Origin of the sequence: Serratia sp. C2(1) (assembly GCF_036352655.1) — a bacterium.
Classification (GTDB): domain Bacteria; phylum Pseudomonadota; class Gammaproteobacteria; order Enterobacterales; family Enterobacteriaceae; genus Serratia; species Serratia inhibens.
In genome coordinates, this window is sequence record NZ_JAZFBA010000005.1 from 174,784 (window position 1) to 193,463 (window position 18,680).

Annotated in this window: 11 protein-coding genes; 8 read left to right on the forward strand and 3 right to left on the reverse strand. The window is 57.6% G+C overall.

The genetic code is table 11. From position 1 onward, the window contains the following. Positions 1–25 precede the first annotated feature (25 nt). From bcsB to V2S86_RS22065, 6 genes are all read left to right on the forward strand, one after another. Complete coding sequence (gene bcsB / locus V2S86_RS22040; protein ID WP_330764140.1) at positions 26–2,332, forward strand: cellulose biosynthesis cyclic di-GMP-binding regulatory protein BcsB; 2,307 nt, start codon at positions 26–28, stop codon at positions 2,330–2,332. A 5-nt stretch (positions 2,333–2,337) separates the two neighbouring features. Continuing rightward, positions 2,338–3,450, forward strand: coding sequence for a cellulose synthase complex periplasmic endoglucanase BcsZ (gene bcsZ / locus V2S86_RS22045; protein ID WP_330764141.1), 1,113 nt, complete (start codon positions 2,338–2,340; stop codon positions 3,448–3,450). Continuing rightward, positions 3,432–6,905 carry a cellulose synthase complex outer membrane protein BcsC gene (bcsC, locus tag V2S86_RS22050; protein ID WP_330764142.1) on the forward strand — a complete coding sequence of 1,158 codons (3,474 nt, stop codon included), beginning with the start codon at positions 3,432–3,434 and terminating at the stop codon, positions 6,903–6,905. The genes bcsZ and bcsC overlap by 19 nt, the downstream gene beginning before the upstream one ends. Positions 6,906–7,182: 277 nt before the next feature. Continuing rightward, complete coding sequence (gene hmsP, locus V2S86_RS22055; protein WP_330764143.1) at positions 7,183–9,189, forward strand: biofilm formation regulator HmsP; 2,007 nt, start codon at positions 7,183–7,185, stop codon at positions 9,187–9,189. Between the two features lie 424 nt (positions 9,190–9,613). Further along, the gene (locus tag V2S86_RS22060) at positions 9,614–10,903 is read left to right on the forward strand and encodes a dicarboxylate/amino acid:cation symporter (protein ID WP_119804679.1); all 1,290 of its coding nucleotides are present in this window, start codon (positions 9,614–9,616) and stop codon (positions 10,901–10,903) included. Positions 10,904–11,182: 279 nt separating this feature from the next. Next, the gene (locus V2S86_RS22065) at positions 11,183–12,676 is read left to right on the forward strand and encodes a M16 family metallopeptidase (RefSeq protein WP_330764144.1); all 1,494 of its coding nucleotides are present in this window, start codon (positions 11,183–11,185) and stop codon (positions 12,674–12,676) included. 24 nt (positions 12,677–12,700) lie between these two features. On the opposite strand, the gene ppiC is transcribed toward V2S86_RS22065, so the two are convergent. After that, a complete protein-coding gene (gene ppiC, locus V2S86_RS22070) occupies positions 12,701–12,982 on the reverse strand; it encodes a peptidylprolyl isomerase PpiC (RefSeq protein ID WP_004950862.1) in 282 nt (93 codons plus the stop codon). A 108-nt stretch (positions 12,983–13,090) separates the two neighbouring features. Between ppiC and rep the strand changes: the two genes are divergently transcribed. Continuing rightward, a complete protein-coding gene (gene rep / locus V2S86_RS22075) occupies positions 13,091–15,115 on the forward strand; it encodes a DNA helicase Rep (RefSeq protein WP_330764145.1) in 2,025 nt (674 codons plus the stop codon). A 32-nt stretch (positions 15,116–15,147) separates the two neighbouring features. Here rep and ppx read toward each other — a convergent pair whose 3' ends face one another. Both ppx and rhlB read right to left on the reverse strand, forming a co-directional pair. Next, entirely contained in the window at positions 15,148–16,644 is a 1,497-nt protein-coding gene (gene ppx / locus V2S86_RS22080; RefSeq protein ID WP_330764146.1) for an exopolyphosphatase, read from the reverse strand. Positions 16,645–16,649: 5 nt separating this feature from the next. Beyond that, positions 16,650–17,939, reverse strand: coding sequence for an ATP-dependent RNA helicase RhlB (gene rhlB, locus V2S86_RS22085; protein ID WP_330764147.1), 1,290 nt, complete (start codon positions 17,937–17,939; stop codon positions 16,650–16,652). 131 nt (positions 17,940–18,070) lie between these two features. Here rhlB and trxA point away from each other — a divergent pair, with 131 nt between their 5' ends. Further along, positions 18,071–18,397: a thioredoxin TrxA gene (gene trxA, locus V2S86_RS22090; protein ID WP_330764148.1), complete on the forward strand. Its 327-nt coding sequence runs from the start codon at positions 18,071–18,073 to the stop codon at positions 18,395–18,397. The last annotated feature ends 283 nt before the right edge of the window (positions 18,398–18,680 follow it).

Consider the following 18,680-nt stretch of genomic DNA (forward strand, 5'->3'; position numbering starts at 1 on the left):
AGGCGCTAACATTGATGATGATACGATGACGAGAAAAATAACCTGGTTTACCGCCCTGGCCTTAGGCATCAGCACCCTGTCTCAGGCTGAAACCGCCACCGCGCCGACCGTCGTCGCGCCACCGGTGAGCGTACCGGCCGATGCACCGGTCACTGCACCTATGGGAGCGGCTGCACCTCAGGATGCGAATGCGCCGGTCCGTGACGTGCAATTGCAGTTTGCCCAGATAGCGCCGCCGCCGGGAACCTTTACCCTGCGCGGCACCCGACCGGATGGCCAGGTTGAGTTCGGCGTACGCAGTGACGAAGTGGTGTCGCAGGCGACGCTCGATCTGGAGTTCACCCCGTCGCCGTCGCTGATCCCGGTGGAATCGCACGTCAAGGTGTACCTCAATGACGAACTGATGGGCGTGACCACCCTCACCAAAGAACAGCTCGGCAAGCCGAACCGCATCCAGATGGCGATCGACCCGCGCTACATCACCGATTTTAACCGCGTGCGGCTGGTGTTCGTCGGCCATTACCAGAACATCTGCGAAAATCCGGCCAACAGTACGCTATGGCTCGACGTCAGCAAGTCCAGCTCGCTGAATTTGCGTTTCCAGACGCTGCCGTTGAAAAACGAACTGTCGCATTTCCCGGAACCCTTCCTGGACAGCCGCGACAATCGGCCGCTGACCTTGCCGATGGTATTCGCCGGCTCGCCGGATCTCGTTCAGCAGCGCGCGGCGGGCATGCTGGCCTCGTGGTTCGGCAGCAAGGCGCAGTGGCGCGGCCAGTCGTTCCCGACGCTGTATAACAAACTGCCGGACCGGCACGCCATCGTCTTCGCCACCAATAAGCAGCGCCCGGATTTCCTGCGCGATTACCCGGCGGTCAATGGGCCAACGGTGGAAATGATCAGCCATCCGGATAATCCGTACGTCAAACTGCTGCTGGTGCAGGGGCGCGATGACAACGATTTGATCACCGCGGTAAAAGGCATTGCGCAGGGCAACATTCTGTTCCGTGGCCAGAACGTCACGGTGGACAAGGTTGAACAACTGGTGCCGCGCAAGCCGTACGATGCGCCTAATTGGGTGCGTACCGATCGGCCGATGACCTTTGCCGAGTTGCAGCAATATGCCGAACAGCTGCAAACCAGTGGCATCGAACCAGGCCCGATCTCGCTGACCATGAACCTGCCGCCGGATCTGTTCCTGATCCGCAGCACCGGCATAGATATGCACCTGAAATATCGTTACACCGCGCCGCGCATTCAGGACGGTTCGCGCCTGAGCGTTAGCCTGAACAACCAGTTCGTGCAGGCCTATTCGCTGGTGCCTGAACACGAGCAGGGTACTCAATTGCTGCGTCTGCCGCTGACCCAGGGGCTGATCGATTCCGACAAGAGCGTCAATATTCCGGCGCTGCGGCTGGGTGCCAGCAACCAGATGCGTTTCGACTTTGATTACACCACGCTGCTGGCCAGTGGGGCGGAAGGGCGTTGCGAGACGTATTCCTTCACCCAAAACCACGCAATCATCGACGGGTCATCGACCATTGATTTCTCTGGGTACCGTCACTTTATGGCGATGCCGGACCTGCGCGCTTTCGCCAATGCCGGTTTCCCGTTCAGCCGTATGGCCGATCTGTCGCAAACGCTGGTGCTGGTCAACAAACAGCCGCAGCCGGCGCAGGTTAGCGCCATGCTGAACGCACTGGGGATCATCGGTGCCCAAACCGGTTACCCGGCGCTGGCGATGACCTTGAGCGACGACTGGTCGCAGGCCAAAGATCGCGATGCCGATATTTTGATGATCGGCACTATTCCGCCGGAACTGCGGGACGACAAAAAAATCAGTCTGCTGGTGGATGCCACCCAGAGCTGGGTGAAGCAGCCAACGCGTCAGTTGCCGCTGCCGACAATGGACGTATTGCCGGAGGACACCAAACCGGACAGCCAGACCACCATCAGTTCCGAAGGTGCAATGTCGGCGATTATCGGCGTGCAGTCGCCGTTTAACGATCAGCGCAGCATTGTGGCGCTGCTGGCCGACAGCCCGCGCGGCTATGATTTGTTGAACACGGCGCTGCTGGACAGCGGCAAGCGTGCGGCAGTGTTCGGCTCGGTGGCGGTGATCCGCGAATCGGGGGTGAACAGCCTGCGCGTGGGCGACGTTTACTACGTCGGCCACCTGCCGTGGTGGGAACGCATCTGGCACGCGTTGTCGACCCATCCGGTGTTGCTGGCGGCGATTGCGGTGATTGTGGTGGTGATTCTGGCGCTGATGTTGTGGCGTGGCCTGAAGGCTTTCAGCCGCCGCCGCCTGTCGCCTGAAGATCGGGATTAATCACCATGTCCGTAACGTTGAAACGCCTGACGTTCGGCATGCTGCTGTTGTGCGCATTCAGCGCGTCGGCGGCCTGCGAATGGCCGGCCTGGCAACAGTACAAACAGTTTTACATCAGCGACGAAGGGCGGGTGATCGACCCGAGCAGCCCGAACCGCATCACCACTTCGGAAGGACAGAGCTACGGCCTGTTCTTCGCCCTGGTGGCGAACGATCGGCCGGCGTTCGACAAGTTGCTGGAGTGGACGGAAAACAACCTGGCGGCGGGCGATCTCAGCGCCCATTTGCCCGCTTGGCTGTGGGGCGAGGACGATAAAAAACGCTGGACGGTGCTGGACACGAATACGGCGTCCGATGCCGACCTGTGGATTGCCTACAATCTGCTGGAAGCCGGCCGTTTGTGGAAAAGCCGGCGTTATCAAACTCTGGGGACGCTGCTGTTGCAGCGTATCGGCCGCGAAGAAGTGGCTGATATCCCCGGGCTGGGGCTGATGTTGCTGCCGGGCAAGGTCGGGTTCGTGGCAGAAGATCGCTGGCGGCTCAATCCAAGCTACCTGCCGCCGCAGCTGCTGGCGCGTTTCGCCGCCCTGAATGGCCCGTGGCGAGCGATGCAGCAAACCAATCAACGGCTGTTGCTGGAAACCGCACCGCATGGCTTCTCGCCGGATTGGGCGGTGTGGCAGGCCGGCAAAGGCTGGCAGCCGGACACCGTGAAACCGGATATCGGCAGTTACGACGCCATCCGGGTTTATTTGTGGATCGGTATGCTGGCGGACGATGACGAGCATAAAGCCGCATTGGTCAAACAGCTGCTGCCGATGGCGCAATCGACCGCTCAGCAGGGCGTTCCGCCGGAAAAAACCGACACCGCCAGCGGTAAAACCCGCGGTGATGGCCCGGTGGGTTTCTCCGCCGCCATGCTGCCGATGTTGGCCAACCAAACGGCTGCGCTGGACATCCAGCGCCAACGCATCAATCAACACCCGCCGGGCGACGATGCCTATTTCAGCGCCTCGCTGACACTGTTCGGCCAGGGATGGGATCAACAACGTTATCGTTTTAATCGGCAGGGTGAACTTCAGCCCGCCTGGGGCGGCCAATGCGTAACTTCAGAATAAACTGGTTGGGCCTGGTGCCTTTAAGCCTGGCGATGCTGCCGCAGGCGCAGGCGGCCGAAGCCGTCTCGCCGGAGCAGTGGCTGTTGGAGCAGGTGCGAGTCGGGGAGGCCAGTAACAAGGATGAACTGGTGCGCCAGTCGCTTTATCGGCTTGAACTGATGGATCCGAATAACCCGGACGTGATTTCGGCGCGCATGCGCCTGGCGTTGCGGCAGGGCAATCAGGCGTTGGCACAGCAGCAACTGGATAAGCTTAAGCAGGTCGCGCCGCAGTCCAGCGCTTATCGTCAGGCGCAAATGAACATGCTGCTGACCCAGCCGGAAACCCGTCAGAAACTGCAACAGGCGCGGTTGATGGCGACCGCCGGCCGTTTGCCGGAGGCGAAAGCGCAATATGACGACCTGTTCCATGGCGATCCGCCGACGCTGGAACTGGCGGTGGAATACTGGCGTCTGGTTGCCCGTCTGCCGGGTCAGCAAGCCGCTGCGTTGAAACAGCTGCAGTCGTTGGATAAACACTATTCCGGTAACGTGCAGTTGCGCATGTCGCTGGTGCGGATGCTGTTCAGCCAGGATCGCGACGCGCAGGCCTATGATTTACTGCAAAAAGTGGCCGCCGATCCTGCCGGACGCGGCGAGGCTGCCGATCTGTGGCTGGAAAAGGTCAAAGCCATGCCGGTCGGCCCGCAAAGCGTGGCGGCCCTCAACCGATTCCTCGGCGTATTTGAAACCGGCGATCAGGCGGTGAGCGCCCGGCAGGAACTGGCCCGGCAGCAGGCGCTGTTGTCGGATCCCACCTATCTGGCGCGTGCGCGCGGGCTGGCGCAGGTGGACAAGGGCGGCAGCCGTGCGGCGATCCCTGAATTAAGAAAAGCGCTGGCGGCCTCGCCCAATGATGCCGACGTGCTGGGGGCGCTGGGCCAGGCCTATTCACGCGCCGGTAATCGCCCACAGGCGTTGAGCCTGTTTCGTCAGGCGTTGCAGGCCGATAAGGGTGGCAACAACAGCAGTAAATGGCAGAGCCTGATTAAGAGCAATGCTTACTGGCTGGCAATTGACGAAGGCGACAAGGCGTTGAAAGCCGGCAATCTGGCGTTGGCACAGCAGAAATACCAGCAGGCGAGCCAGATTGACGGCCGCGACAGCAGCGCGGTACTCGGCCTGGGCGATGTTGCGGCAGCGCGTAAAGATGACGTTGCCGCTGAACGTTATTATCAGCAGGCGCTGAGGCTGGAGCCGGGTAACGGCAGTGCGGTGCGTGGCCTGGTGAATATCTATCAGCGTCAGTCGCCGGAAAAGGCGCTGGCCTATCTCAATAGCCTGCCGCGCAGCCAGCAAAACAAGCTGCGCAGTACGCTCGACGGCCTGCAGCTCGACATGCTGAAACAGCAGGCTGACGATTTGGCCGGGCAGCAGCAATGGCATCAGGCGGCGGAAAAATACCGCCGTGCCCAATCGATGGACCCCGATGACGTTTGGTTGACCTATCGCTATGCGCAGACGCTACGTCAGGCCGGGCAACCGCAGCAGGCGGACGCCTTGTTCAGCCGGTTGGCGCAGAAGCAGCGTGACAATCCGCAGCAGGCCTACGCTTATGCGTTATACCTCTCCGGCAGCGATCGCGACCGGCAGGCGCTGGCGCAGCTGAATACCTTGCCCGCCGCGCAGTGGAACGACAACATGCGCGAGCTGGCGCAGCGGCTGAAAATGCAGGCGACGCTGGAACAGGCCGAACGGCTGCGCGCCGCAGGCGACGAACCTGGCGCGGTGGCCTATTTACGCCGGCAGCCGGCGGATACCCGTATCGATCTTCAGTTGGCCGATTGGGCGCTGGCCCGCGGTGAATATGACGCCGCGCTGGCCGATTATCAGCGGGTGCGAGCCCGTGAGCCGAACAACCCGGATGCGCGGTTGGGGGAGATTGAGGCCTATGTGGCGCAGGGCAAACTCAGCGAGGCGCGCCAGCGCCTGCAAACCGCACCGCAGGAGCCGCAACCTTCCAGCAGCAGCGAGCGGCGGGTGGCCAATGCCTGGTATGCCGTTGGGGAGCCGCAGAAAGCGAGCGATATCTTTACCCGGCTGAAAACGGCGGCGCAACAGGAGCCGGCGGGGCAGGCGAAAGCCTTGATTTACCGCGATGCGGCCCGGATTGAGCGGGAACAGGGGCAGCCGGAATTGGCACAGCAGGACTATAAACAAGCGATGGTCGCCAGTGGTATTACGCCAAGCGTGCCGCAGGATAACGACAGTTATACCTATCTGACGCGCAATAACCCGGGTGACGACTGGCTCAAGCGCGGTATTCGCTCGGACGCGGCGGATCTGTACCGCCAGCAAGATGTCAATGTTACGCTCGATCACGATTACTGGCGTTCCAGCGGCACCGGCGGCATTTCCGACTACAAAGCGCACGACACCATGTTGCAGGTGGACATGCCGCTGTACGATGGGCGGGCCTTCTTGCGGACCGATACCGTGCAACTGGATGCCGGCAGTTTCTCCCCCGACAGCAGCGGCAAGTATTACGAAACCTTCGGTACCTGCAATACCCAGGGCTGCAGCGGCGATGAACATCAGAAAACCACCGGCACCAGCGTGGCGGCCGGTTGGAAAAACGATCGCTGGGCGGGGGACATCGGCACCACGCCGATGGGCTTTGAGGTGGTCGATTGGGTGGGGGGGCTGGCCTACAGCAATGACTGGAACCACATTGGCTGGACGCTGGCGGCCTCGCGGCGGCCGATCTCCAGTTCGCTGCTGGCGTTTGGCGGGACCAAGGATCCGAATACCGGTACTACCTGGGGGGGCGTGCGCGCCACCGGGGTAAGCCTTGGCGCCAGCTACGATCGCGGTGAAGCGCACGGCGTCTGGGCTGACCTCAGCGCGCACCAGTTGACCGGCAAAAACGTCGAGGATAACCAGCGCGAACGCTTTATGGCCGGTTATTACTACAAGCTGATTAATGAAGATAACCGCCGTGTCACCGTCGGGCTGAATACCATGCTGTGGCACTATCAAAAGGATTTGAGCGGCTACTCGCTCGGCCAGGGCGGCTATTACAGCCCGCAGCAATATATGTCGCTGGCGCTGCCGGTAAATTATCGCCAACGCACCGAAAACTGGTCCTGGGAACTGGGTGGTTCGGTGTCACTGTCCCATTCGAAAACCAACAGCCAGCGGCGTTATCCGCTGCAGGGGCTGATACCGGATTCGTTGCCGGACAAGTTCGCGGTGGAAGACGGCAGTTCCTCTTCCGGGGTCGGTTATACTTTGCGGGCGATCGTTGAGCGCCGTCTCAGCTCGCACTGGACACTGGGCGCCGGTATCGATATTCAGCAGGCGAAGGATTATACGCCGAGCCACGCATTGATTTATCTACGCTATTCGTTGGCGGGCTGGCAGGGCGATCTCGATTTACCGCCGCAACCGCTCACGCCTTACGCAGACTTCAAATAACCTGGCTCAGTCAGATTCGGAGTGTCGGACACAGGGTAGTTTTGCTACCCTGTGTTAAGGCTGCGCCCTGCCATTTTCCGCCACCGGCGCTCAGGTACCAGGGTGAGACAGGGTCTTTCGTTTAAGAAAAGACTGAAACCCGCAGTTTTCTTGGTTCTGCCATGAGTATGGCAAGATAAAAACAGCAGACAATCGAGTATACTCGGACCGGTCCGAAGGGGGGTAGGATACTTCTTAACCTCTTTTTTATTTCAGCCCGAATTAGCGGAGAGCAGGTTTGCGGGTCAGGCGTTCATTAACGATTAAACAGATGGCAACGGTGTCCGGTGTGGCGCTGGTGACGATCTGCATATTTATCGTGATCCAGTTATTCCATTTTGTGCAGCAGCGCAGGGATGACTATGCCCAGCAACTGGAAAACATTGCTCATTCCGTACGGCAACCGCTGGCGGAGGCCGTGCTGCGCATGGATGTGCCGGAAACCAAACGGGTGCTGAATACCCTGTTGCCGGTGGGCATACTGACCCGTGCGGATATCGTGCTGCCGAATGAATTTCAGGCACTGCACGCCAACTTCCCGCCGGAACGCCCGGTGCCTACGTTGATCGCCCGCCTCTTCGAGTTGCCGATCCAAATTTCCGTTCCGCTCTATTCGCTGGAGCGCGTACCGGCCAACCCGCAGCCTCTGGCTTATCTGGTGCTGCAGGCCGATTCGTTCCGCATGTACCAATTCATTCTCAGCATGTTGTCGACCATGCTGTCGACCTATTTGCTGCTGGCGTTGATTCTGTCGGTCGCTATCAGCTGGTGTATGAACCGGTTGATGGTGCATCCGCTGCGCGCAATGGCGAAAGAACTGGAAAATATTTCGCAAGACGAAGCGCCTTATCACCAACTGATGTTGCCGGCCCTGCACCAGGACGATGAGCTGGGGTTGCTGGTACGCAACTACAACCGCAATCAGCAGCAACTGGCTAAGGCCTATGCCGAGATGAGCCGTCTGAGCACGCGACATCCGGTAACCGAGCTGCCTAACCAGGCGTTGTTTACCGCTTTGCTGGAACAGCATATCGCCTCCAGCCTGCGCCCCGATCGCTTTAACCTGCTGGTCATTGGCATTGAGACGCTGCATGAGGCATCCGGCGTGCTCAATCCGGCGATGCGCGAAGCGCTGTTGCTGACGTTGGCGAAGAAGCTGCGTGAGTGTATTGATGAAAACGGCGTGCTGGCGCAACTGAGCAACACCGAGTTCGCTATTTTGGCCAAAGGCGTTGAGCGGCCGTTCCACGCCATGCAGTTGGCGCGCCGTATCATGGCGCAAATCAATGCGCCGCTGAGCCTGCAGGAAATGCCGTTGCGGCCAAGCGCCAGCATCGGTATCGCTCACTATCTCAACGTGGGAGAGAGCGCGGAGCAGCTGCTGCGCAGCGCCACTTCAGCCATGATGTCGGCGCATCGTGAAGGCAAAAATCAGATCCTGTTCTTTGAGCCGAGCCTGACGGAGCGCACCCAAAAGCGGCTGACGCAGGAAAGTGAAATTCTGCACGCCATTGATCAACGCCGTTTCACCCTGTTTTTACAGCCGCAGATGGATATGCAGTCCAATGCGGTGATCGGCGCCGAAGCGCTGCTGCGTTGGCAGCAGTACGACGGCAGCTTTACTCTGCCGGCAGACGTCATTCCGTTGGCCGAGGAGCTTGGCGTGATTGTGCCGCTCGGCAACTGGGTGCTGGAAGAGTCCTGCCGTATTCTGGCGGATTGGCAAACCAGAGGCATTACGCTGCCGCTGGCGGTCAACATTTCCGCCATCCAGATGCAGCATGAAGGCTTTATTCCGCACCTCAAGAGCATATTGGCACAGCATCATATCGACCCGCGCAAGCTGCTGCTGGAAATTACCGAAACGGTGCGCATTGACGATCTCGATCGTGCGTTGGCGCTGTTGCGGGAATTGCACGATCTGGGGCTGTCGATTGCGCTGGACGATTTTGGCATGGGATATTCCAGCCTTAATTACCTTAACCGGCTGAAATGTCTGCCGATCGATTTGATTAAAATCGACAAGAGCTTTATTCAGGGGTTACCGGCGGATGACGCGATGGTGCGTATCGTCAGTTCCATTTCTGAGGTACTGCATCTGCCGGTAATGGCTGAAGGGGTCGAAAACGCCGGGCAGCGCGACTGGCTGTTGCAGCACGGCATTCACAGCGGTCAGGGGTTCCTGTTTGCCCGCCCGCTGCCGCGCGCGGAGTTTGAAGCGCAGTTCTGCCAACCCTCGGCTTAAGCCCAACACTTGTGTCTTTCGCTTCGGGCGACCTGTACGTCGCCCGTTGAATATCCTGCCCAAAAACGTTGATTATCAGCTACCCCTTTTGCATTAGTGCAAAGAAATAGTTACGCAATTCGCCGCTTTACATTCGAGCTGACGCGTTTCAGCTCTTAAATTCGTATCAACATGTGTCTGTGGCTGCAACAAATTATTTCCATGTTGTTATGTGGGTGTTATTTTCCGCGCAAGCGATGAACAGGCGAGATAACTAGACTCAAAATAATTGGAGTTGCATCAAGGCGGCAAGAGAACGCATCCCGATGAGCTTACTGTAGTAAGTGATTCGGGTAAGTGAGCGAAGCCAACACAGAGGCAGCTTCAAGTATGACGGGTATAGACTATCGCCTGGTGCGTGTCTTTCCCCCCAAAGGATGTTCATATGAAAATCACTATCTTTAAGAGCCTCTATTTTCAGGTGCTGACGGCGATTACGCTGGGCGTCCTGCTTGGCCATTTTTATCCTGATATCGGCGCACAGATGAAACCTCTGGGCGATGGATTCGTTAAGCTGATTAAAATGATCATCGCGCCGGTGATTTTCTGTACCGTGGTGACCGGCATTGCGGGTATGGAGAGCATGAAGGCCGTAGGCCGCACCGGTGCGATCGCGCTGCTCTATTTTGAAATTGTCAGTACTCTGGCGCTGCTGATTGGCCTGCTGATCGTCAACGTGGTGAAGCCGGGCGCAGGGATGAACATCGATCCGGGCACGCTCGATGCCAAAGCGGTGGCGGTATACGCCGAACAAGCTCAGCAGCAGGGTATCATTCCATTCCTTCTGGACATCATTCCCGGCAGCGTCATTGGCGCTTTCGCCAGCGGCAACATTCTGCAGGTCTTGCTGTTTGCCGTGTTGTTCGGTTTCGCCCTGCATCGTCTGGGCGACAAAGGCCAATTGATCTTCAACGTGATCGACAGTTTCTCACGCGTTATTTTCGGCATCATCAATATGATCATGCGCCTGGCGCCGCTGGGTGCCTTCGGGGCGATGGCGTTCACCATCGGTAAGTATGGCGTGGGTACGCTGCTGCAACTCGGCCAGTTGATTGCCTGCTTCTATATTACCTGCGTGCTGTTTGTGGTGGTGGTGCTTGGCACCATTGCCCGCGCCAATGGTTTCAGCATTTTCAAATTTGTTCGCTATATCAAAGAAGAGTTGCTGATTGTGCTCGGGACTTCTTCTTCCGAGTCGGTGCTGCCGCGCATGCTCGACAAAATGGAGAAGCTGGGCTGTAAAAAATCGGTGGTGGGGCTGGTTATCCCGACCGGTTATTCCTTTAACCTGGACGGCACCTCGATCTACCTGACCATGGCCGCGGTATTTATCGCTCAGGCGACCAATACCCATATGGATATCATGCATCAGGTGACCCTGCTGGTGGTGCTGTTACTGTCATCGAAAGGGGCTGCAGGGGTGACCGGTAGCGGCTTTATCGTACTGGCTGCCACCATTTCCGCCGTGGGACACCTGCCACTGGCCGGCCTGGCGCTGATTCTGGGCATTGACCGCTTTATGTCCGAAGCGCGCGCGCTGACCAACTTGGTCGGTAACGGCGTGGCAACCGTGGTGGTGGCGAAATGGTGTAAACAGCTGGATGAAAAACAGCTGAAAGACACCTTGTCCAACAAGCACGGTAACGGTGCCGATAAAACACTGCCTTCTGCCTGATTTTAGCTTCAAATCACCGGCTGCGGCCGTGGCCGGTGATGCTTTATTCCCCCGCGTAAAGAATTCTTGCATTAAAAACCCGACTATCCATTATTTTTCACTTCATTGAGTGACATCCGCAAAGGCATGCGGTCTAACAGAGTGGTACACTTTCTGCTTTCCGCCCCACTGTGAAACTCAGGGCGTATTTGTAGGCTGTACGACACAGCCTAATATTCCGGTGAATGGAATATCCGCATTTGTATACAGAAATTGGATAGTAATTAAGTAGGGGTTCACATGCAGGGCACCAGAATTCATCTCATAGTGGGTGGGCTGTTGTTGGCTGTAGCCAACGGCAGCGTGCAGGCTGAAGCACTACAACCCGATCCTGCCTGGCAGCAGGGTAAGCTCGATAACGGGTTTTCATGGCAGATACTCGATACGCCGCAGCGACCGAGCGATCGCGTCGAACTGCGGTTGATGGTCAATACCGGCTCGCTGGTGGAGTCTTCCCAGCAGATCGGTTTTGCCCACCTGTTGCCGCGCCTGTCGCTGGCACGCAGTGAAAGCTTTACGCCACCGCAGTTGCGTTCGCTGTGGCAGCAGAGCGTGGACAGCGAGCGGCCTTTGCCGCCGGCAATCAGCTCTTATGATTTCACTCTTTATAATCTCAGCCTGCCGAATAACCGCCCAGATTTGCTGAAAGAAGCGCTGGCGTGGCTTTCCGATACTACGGGCAAGCTGGCGATCGACGAACATACCGTACATGCGGTGGTGAACTCCAGCGTCGATCCGGTCGGCACTTTCCCGCCAAACCCCAAAGAGGCCTGGTGGCGCTATCGCCTGAAAGGCTCGACGTTGCTGGCGCACGATCCGGCCCAGCCGGTGAAACGGCCGGTGAACGTCGATCAACTGAAGAAGTTCTACCAGCAATGGTACACACCGGACGCGATGACCCTGTACGTGGTGGGTAAAGTGGACAGCCGCAGCCTGGGCGAGCAGATCAACAAAGCCTTTTCGCCGCTGAAAGGGAAACGTGAAACGCCGGCCACCATGCCGACGCTGACGCCGTTGCCGCAGCAGCCGGTCAGCCTGATCAGCGATCAGGTGAAGCAGGATACGTTGTCGATCATGTGGGACGCGCCGTGGCACCCGATCCGCGATTCGCAGAACCTTAGCCGTTACTGGCGCAGCGATATCGCCCGCGAGGCGCTGTTCTGGCACCTTCAGCAGGTGTTGGAAAAGAGCGATCAGAAAAACCTGCATTTGGGCTTTGATTGCCGCGTGCAGTACCAGCGTGCCCAGTGCGCGATTCACCTTGATACGCCGAACAACAATCTGAACAACAGCCTGGGTTTTATCGCCCGCGAATTGGTCAACGTGCGGAACAATGGGCTGTCGCAGGAGGAGTTTAACGGCCTGTTGGCGCAGAAGAACGATCAACTGAGCAAGCTGTTTGCCACCTATGCTCGCACCGACACCGACGTGCTGATGAGCCAGCGTCTGCGCTCGCAACAAAGCGGTGTTGTGGACATCGCACCGGAGCAATATCAAAAACTGCGTCAGGAGTTCCTGTCCGGATTAACGCTGGAAGCGCTGAACCAGGAGCTGAAGCTTCAGCTCTCGCAGGATGCGACGCTGGTATTGATGCAGCCGAAGGGCGAGCCGGAAATGAGCATGAAGCAGTTGCAGGAAACCTACAACGGCATTATGGCGCCGGCGCCGGCCGTGGTGACGGAAGAGGTCAAACCGACCGACACCGCTCCGGCTCCGGAAACCAGCGCACAGTAAAAGCGAAGGGGGCGGCTTGCCCCCTTAGTTGCGGTACAGTACCTTGATGATGTGGTAGCCGAACTGGGTTTTCACCGGGCCATAAGGCTTCAGCAGCGGGATGCTGAACACCGCTTTATCAAAGGCCGCCACCATGGTGCCCTTGTTGAATTCGCCCAAAGCGCCGCCGTTGCGCTTTGACGGGCAACTGGAATATTTGCGCGCCAGCGTGTCGAAGCTGACGCCGCGCTTCAGCTTGGCCAGCAGATCGTTGGCCAGTTTTTCGTTATCTACCAAAATGTGCAAGGCGCACGCCGTCTTTGCCATGATATTGCCTTATCGATACAGAAATTGCGCCGAGTATACCCGTTAAATCTCATCGACGCTTTCTGCTACAATCCTCTTCCACGTGATAAAGCCGAGCAATAAAGCGCCATGCGATTAAATCCCAGCCAACAACAAGCCGTCGAATTCGTTACCGGGCCTTGCCTGGTGCTGGCCGGTGCAGGTTCCGGCAAGACGCGCGTCATCACCAATAAAATCGCTCACCTGATCCACAACTGTGGTTATCAGGCGCGACATATCGCCGCCGTGACCTTTACCAATAAGGCTGCGCGCGAGATGAAAGAGCGTGTGGCGCAAACCATGGGGCGCAAAGAAGCGCGCGGGCTGATGATTTCCACTTTCCACACGCTGGGCCTGGAAATCATCAAGCGCGAATACGCCGCGCTGGAGATGAAGTCCAACTTCTCGCTGTTTGACGATCAGGATCAGCTGGCGTTGTTGAAAGAGCTGACTGAAAAATGGCTGGAGAATGACAAAACGCTGGTGGCGCAGCTGATTTCCACGATTTCCAACTGGAAAAATGACCTGGTCGACCCCAAAAAGGCGATGGAGCTGGCGCGTTCCGAGCGCGACAAGCTGTTCGCGCATTGCTACGGCCTGTATCACGCCCATATGAGGGCGTGTAACGTGCTGGATTTCGACGATTTGATCCTGTTGCCGACCTTGCTGCTGCAGCGTAATGAAGAAGTGCGCGAGCGTTGGCAGAATCGTATTCGTTATCTGTTGGTGGATGAGTATCAAGACACCAATACCAGCCAGTATGAACTGGTAAAACTGCTGGTGGGTAGTCGCGCGCGCTTTACCGTGGTAGGGGATGATGACCAGTCGATCTACTCCTGGCGCGGCGCGCGGCCGCAAAACTTGGTGTTGCTGAAGGAGGATTTCCCGGCGCTGCAGGTGATCAAGCTGGAACAGAACTACCGCTCCAGCGAACGCATTCTGAAAGCGGCGAATATCCTGATCGCCAATAATCCGCACGTGTTTGAAAAACGGCTGTTTTCCGAGTTGGGCTACGGTGAAGAGCTGAAAGTGGTGACTGCGAATAACGAGGATCACGAGGCCGAGCGGGTGGTAGGGGAACTGATTGCCCACCACTTTGTGAAGAAAACCAATTACGGCGATTATGCGATTCTCTATCGCGGTAACCACCAGTCGCGGTTGTTCGAAAAAATGCTGATGCAGAACCGCATTCCTTACAAAATTTCCGGCGGTACCTCGTTTTTCTCGCGGCCGGAAATCAAGGATTTGCTGGCCTATCTGCGTGTACTGACCAACCAGGATGACGACAGCGCTTTCCTGCGTATCGTCAATACGCCAAAGCGTGAGATTGGCCCGGCGACGCTGCAAAAGTTGGGTGAGTGGGCCAATCAGCGTAACAAAAGCCTGTTCCGCGCCAGTTTCGATCTGGGTCTGAGCCAGCATCTGACCGGCCGCGGGCTGGAATCGTTGCAGCGTTTCACCCACTGGCTGGACGGTATCGCCCAACTGGCGGAGCGTGAACCGGTGGCCGCGGTGCGCGACCTCATCCACGGCGTGGACTATGAAAGCTGGCTGTTTGAAACGTCACCCAGCCCGAAAGCCGCCGAAATGCGCATGAAAAACGTCAATACGCTGTTTGGCTGGATGACGGAAATGCTCGAAGGCAGCGAGTTGGATGAACCGATGACGCTGACCCAGGTGGTGACGCGCTTTACCCTGCGGGACATGATGGAGCGCGGCGAAAGCGATGAGGAACTGGATCAGGTTCAATTGATGACGCTGCACGCCTCCAAAGGGCTGGAGTTTCCTTATGTGTTCCTGGTGGGGATGGAGGAAGGATTATTGCCGCATCAGAGCAGCATCGACGAGGATAACGTCGATGAAGAGCGGCGTTTGGCCTATGTGGGGATCACCCGCGCCCAAAAAGAGCTGATTTTCACTCTGTGCCGCGAGCGCCGCCAATATGGCGAGCTGGTGCGGCCGGAACCGAGCCGTTTCTTGCTGGAGTTGCCACAGGATGATCTGGCATGGGAAAGCGAACGTAAGGTGGTCAGCCCGCAGGAGCGGATGCAAAAAGGGCAGAGCCATTTGGCCAATATTCGCGCGCAGCTGGCCAAGGCCAAAGGCGAAGGCTAAAAAGAAAGGGCGCAATGTGCGCCCTTGTCATATCAACGTTGTTCTTCCAGCATCAGCGGCCAGTGCACATAGCTTTGCCAGTGGCTTTCCTGATCCAGCGCCTCTGCACGTAGCGGGTGCTGTTCCAGCCAGCCCGACGGCAGGATCACCGTCAGCTCGTCATCGTTATTGGCGCGAAGGCGTACCGCAGGCAGCGTGTCGTCGCGGCGCCGGCTGGCAAAAATGATAGCCAGGCGCAAAATGCGGCATAGACGTTGCGCCATGCGCGGCGGCAGGGCGTTTTGCTGGCTCAGCAGCGGCAGATCGATAGTATTGCTCTGGTTTTGTAACAGCGTAGCCAACAGCTTTTTTTGCGCCGGTGTGAAACCGGGTAAATCCAGATGGCGGATCAGGTAGGCGGCGTGTTGTGGCGCCTGCTTGAAATCAACGCTGAGGCCGATTTCGTGGATCAGGCAGGCACTGTGCAATAACTCGCGACATCGTGCGTCCAGTTGCCACTCGTTGCTCACCTGCTGCGAGAAGTTGGCTGCCAGTTGGCTGACGCGCTCGGCCTGTTCGGTATCCAACAGGTAGCGCCGTTGCAGATTGCGAATGGTGCGGCTGCGGATATCTTGTTCAACCGGCAGGTGCAGCATGCCGTAGACCAGTCCTTCGCGAAGCGCGCCGCCGGCCAGCATCATGCTTTCAATGCCCAGTTCCTGGAAAATCGCCAGCAGGATCGACAGCCCGCTTGGAAACACCAGTGCGCGTTCCAGCGTCAAGCCTTCGATTTCCAACTCTTCCAGCTTGCCGCATTGAATGGCGCGCTGTTTCAACTGACGCAGCTTGGACAGAGTGATGCGCTCATCCATGCCTTGCGCCACCATGATTTCCTGCAGTGCCTGTACGGTGCCTGAAGCGCCGACGCAGATTTGCCAGCCGTGCTGACGCAGATGCGGCGCTATAGGGCGCACCATTTCGCGCGCGGCCTGTTCGGCGCGTTCGAAATTATCCTGCCCAAGGTTACGATCGCTAAAGAAACGCTCCAACCAGGTGACACAGCCCATAGACAGGCTATATAGCTGGGCGGCCTGAGCGCCGGTACCGGCGACCAACTCGGTGCTGCCACCGCCGATATCGACCACCAAACGCTGGTCCGGCCCGCCAGTGGTATGGGCAACGCCATGATAAATCAGACGCGCTTCTTCCTCGCCGCTGATCACCTGGATCGGACACCCGAGAATTTGCTCGGCGGTCTGCAGGAATTCATCGGCGTTTGACGCCAGGCGCAGCGTGGCCGTAGCGACCACACGGATCTGGGCGCGGGGGATGTCCTGCAAGCGTTCGGAGAACAGCTTCAGGCATTGCCAACCGCGCTGCATGGCGTCATGCGACAGGTGATTGTTCTGATCCAGCCCGGCCGCCAGACGCACTTTACGCTTGATGCGCGCCAGGGTCTGAATGCTGCCGGCCACTTCTCGCACCACCAGCATGTGGAAGCTGTTGGAGCCGAGGTCGATAGCGGCATAGAGCGTGCTGGAACTGAGCATGGTTATCAGCCTGGACGTTTACGGTTATTGCGTGGTGCACCGCCGCCGCGACGCGGCGCGGAATTACGGCGTGGGCCGTTGCCACCGCGTGGACGCGCAAGGCGTTTCGGCGCCGGCAGGTCAGTCAGCAACGCGTCGCTGTTGTACTTGCTCACCGGAATGCTGTGGCCGGTATAGGTTTCGATCGCCGGCAGGTTGAGCGCGTACTCTTCGCAGGCCAGGCTGATGGAATGGCCGCTTTCGCCGGCACGGCCGGTACGACCGATACGGTGAACATAGTCTTCGCAATCGTCAGGCAGATCGTAGTTGAACACATGCGTGACCAACGGGATGTGCAGGCCGCGGGCGGCGACGTCGGTGGCGACCAGAATATCGAGGTTGCCTTTGGTGAAGTCTTCCAGAATACGCAGGCGTTTTTTCTGCGCCACATCGCCGGTCAGCAGGCCTACGCGGTGACCGTCGGCCGCCAAATGGCCCCAGACGTCTTCACAGCGGTGTTTGGTGTTGGCGAAGATGATGCAGCGATCCGGCCACTCTTCTTCGATCAGCGTCTGCAGCAGGCGCATTTTTTCTTCGTTGGACGGGTAGAACAATTCTTCCTGAATGCGATGGCCGGTTTTCTGTTCCGGTTCCACTTCAACATATTCAGCGTTGTTCATCTGTTCGAAAGCCAGTTCGCGTACGCGATAGGACAGGGTGGCGGAGAACAGCATGTTCAGGCGTTGATCGACCGCAGGCATGCGGCGGAACAGCCAGCGAATGTCTTTGATAAAGCCCAGGTCGTACATGCGATCGGCTTCATCCAGCACTACAACCTGGATCGCGCCCAGATCGATGTAGTTCTGTTTGGCGTAATCGATCAAACGACCGGTGGTGCCCACCAGGATATCCACGCCGCTTTCCAGCACTTTCAGCTGTTTGTCGTAGCCGTCGCCGCCGTACGCCAGACCCAGTTTCAGGCCGGTGGTTTGGGAAAGGGCTTCCGCATCGGAGTGGATCTGCACCGCCAGTTCACGCGTTGGCGCCATGATCAAGGCGCGCGGCTGGTTGGTCTGGCGACCCTGTTTCGCCGGGTTAGAAAGCAAATAGTGAAAAGTAGACGCTAAAAATGCCAGCGTCTTTCCGGTACCGGTTTGCGCCTGACCTGCAACGTCACGCCCGGAGAGCGTGAGCGGCAATGCTAACGCCTGGATAGGCGTGCAATGGTGAAACCCTTTTTTTTCAAGGGCTTCAAGGACTAACGGGTGCAGGGCGAAGTCGGAAAACTTCTGTTCGGTCAAGTGTGTTTTGCTCATAGTGTGGTAGAATATCAGCTAACTATTGCTTTACGAAAGCACATCCGTTGAAATAAACGCGGTGAAATAAAATCACCTTAGGTTGGTTAATGCTACACCAACAAGGTAGACATAATCCTGTGGAGTAGAACATGAGCGATAAAATTATTCACCTGACTGACAGCAGCTTCGAAAGCGACGTGCTAAAAGCTGAAGGGCCAATCCTGGTCGATTTCTGGGCTGAATGGTGTGGGCCGTGCAAGATGATTGCTCCGATCCTGGATGAAATTGCCGTTGAGTTCGAAGACAAGTTGACCATCACCAAGTTGAATATCGACCAAAACCCGGCAACCGCACCTAAGTACGGTATCCGCGGTATCCCGACGCTGTTGCTGTTCAAAAACGGTGAAGTGGCTGCGACCAAGGTGGGTGCGCTGTCCAAAGGCCAGCTCAAAGACTTCCTTAACGCGAATCTGTAATCGGGCGTAACGCCCTATATCCTGTGGGATCAAAGCCGTAGCCAATAAGGCTGCAGCTTCAGAGGCTAGGGGGATATTCAGGCGTCTGGCGGGGATTTAAATTCACCGCTAGACGCCTGCCAATAAGCGTGTTAAGTTTAGCCACACTGCATATAGAACTTGCCCGAAGTTTTAAATCTAAAGAGTTTGAATCTAAAGCTATACTCTGTGCTGAACCGCTGGTGTTGACAGTAAAATGAACTCAACCCGTGTTTTAGCAGTCAAACGGTTTTGCAAAATCAAT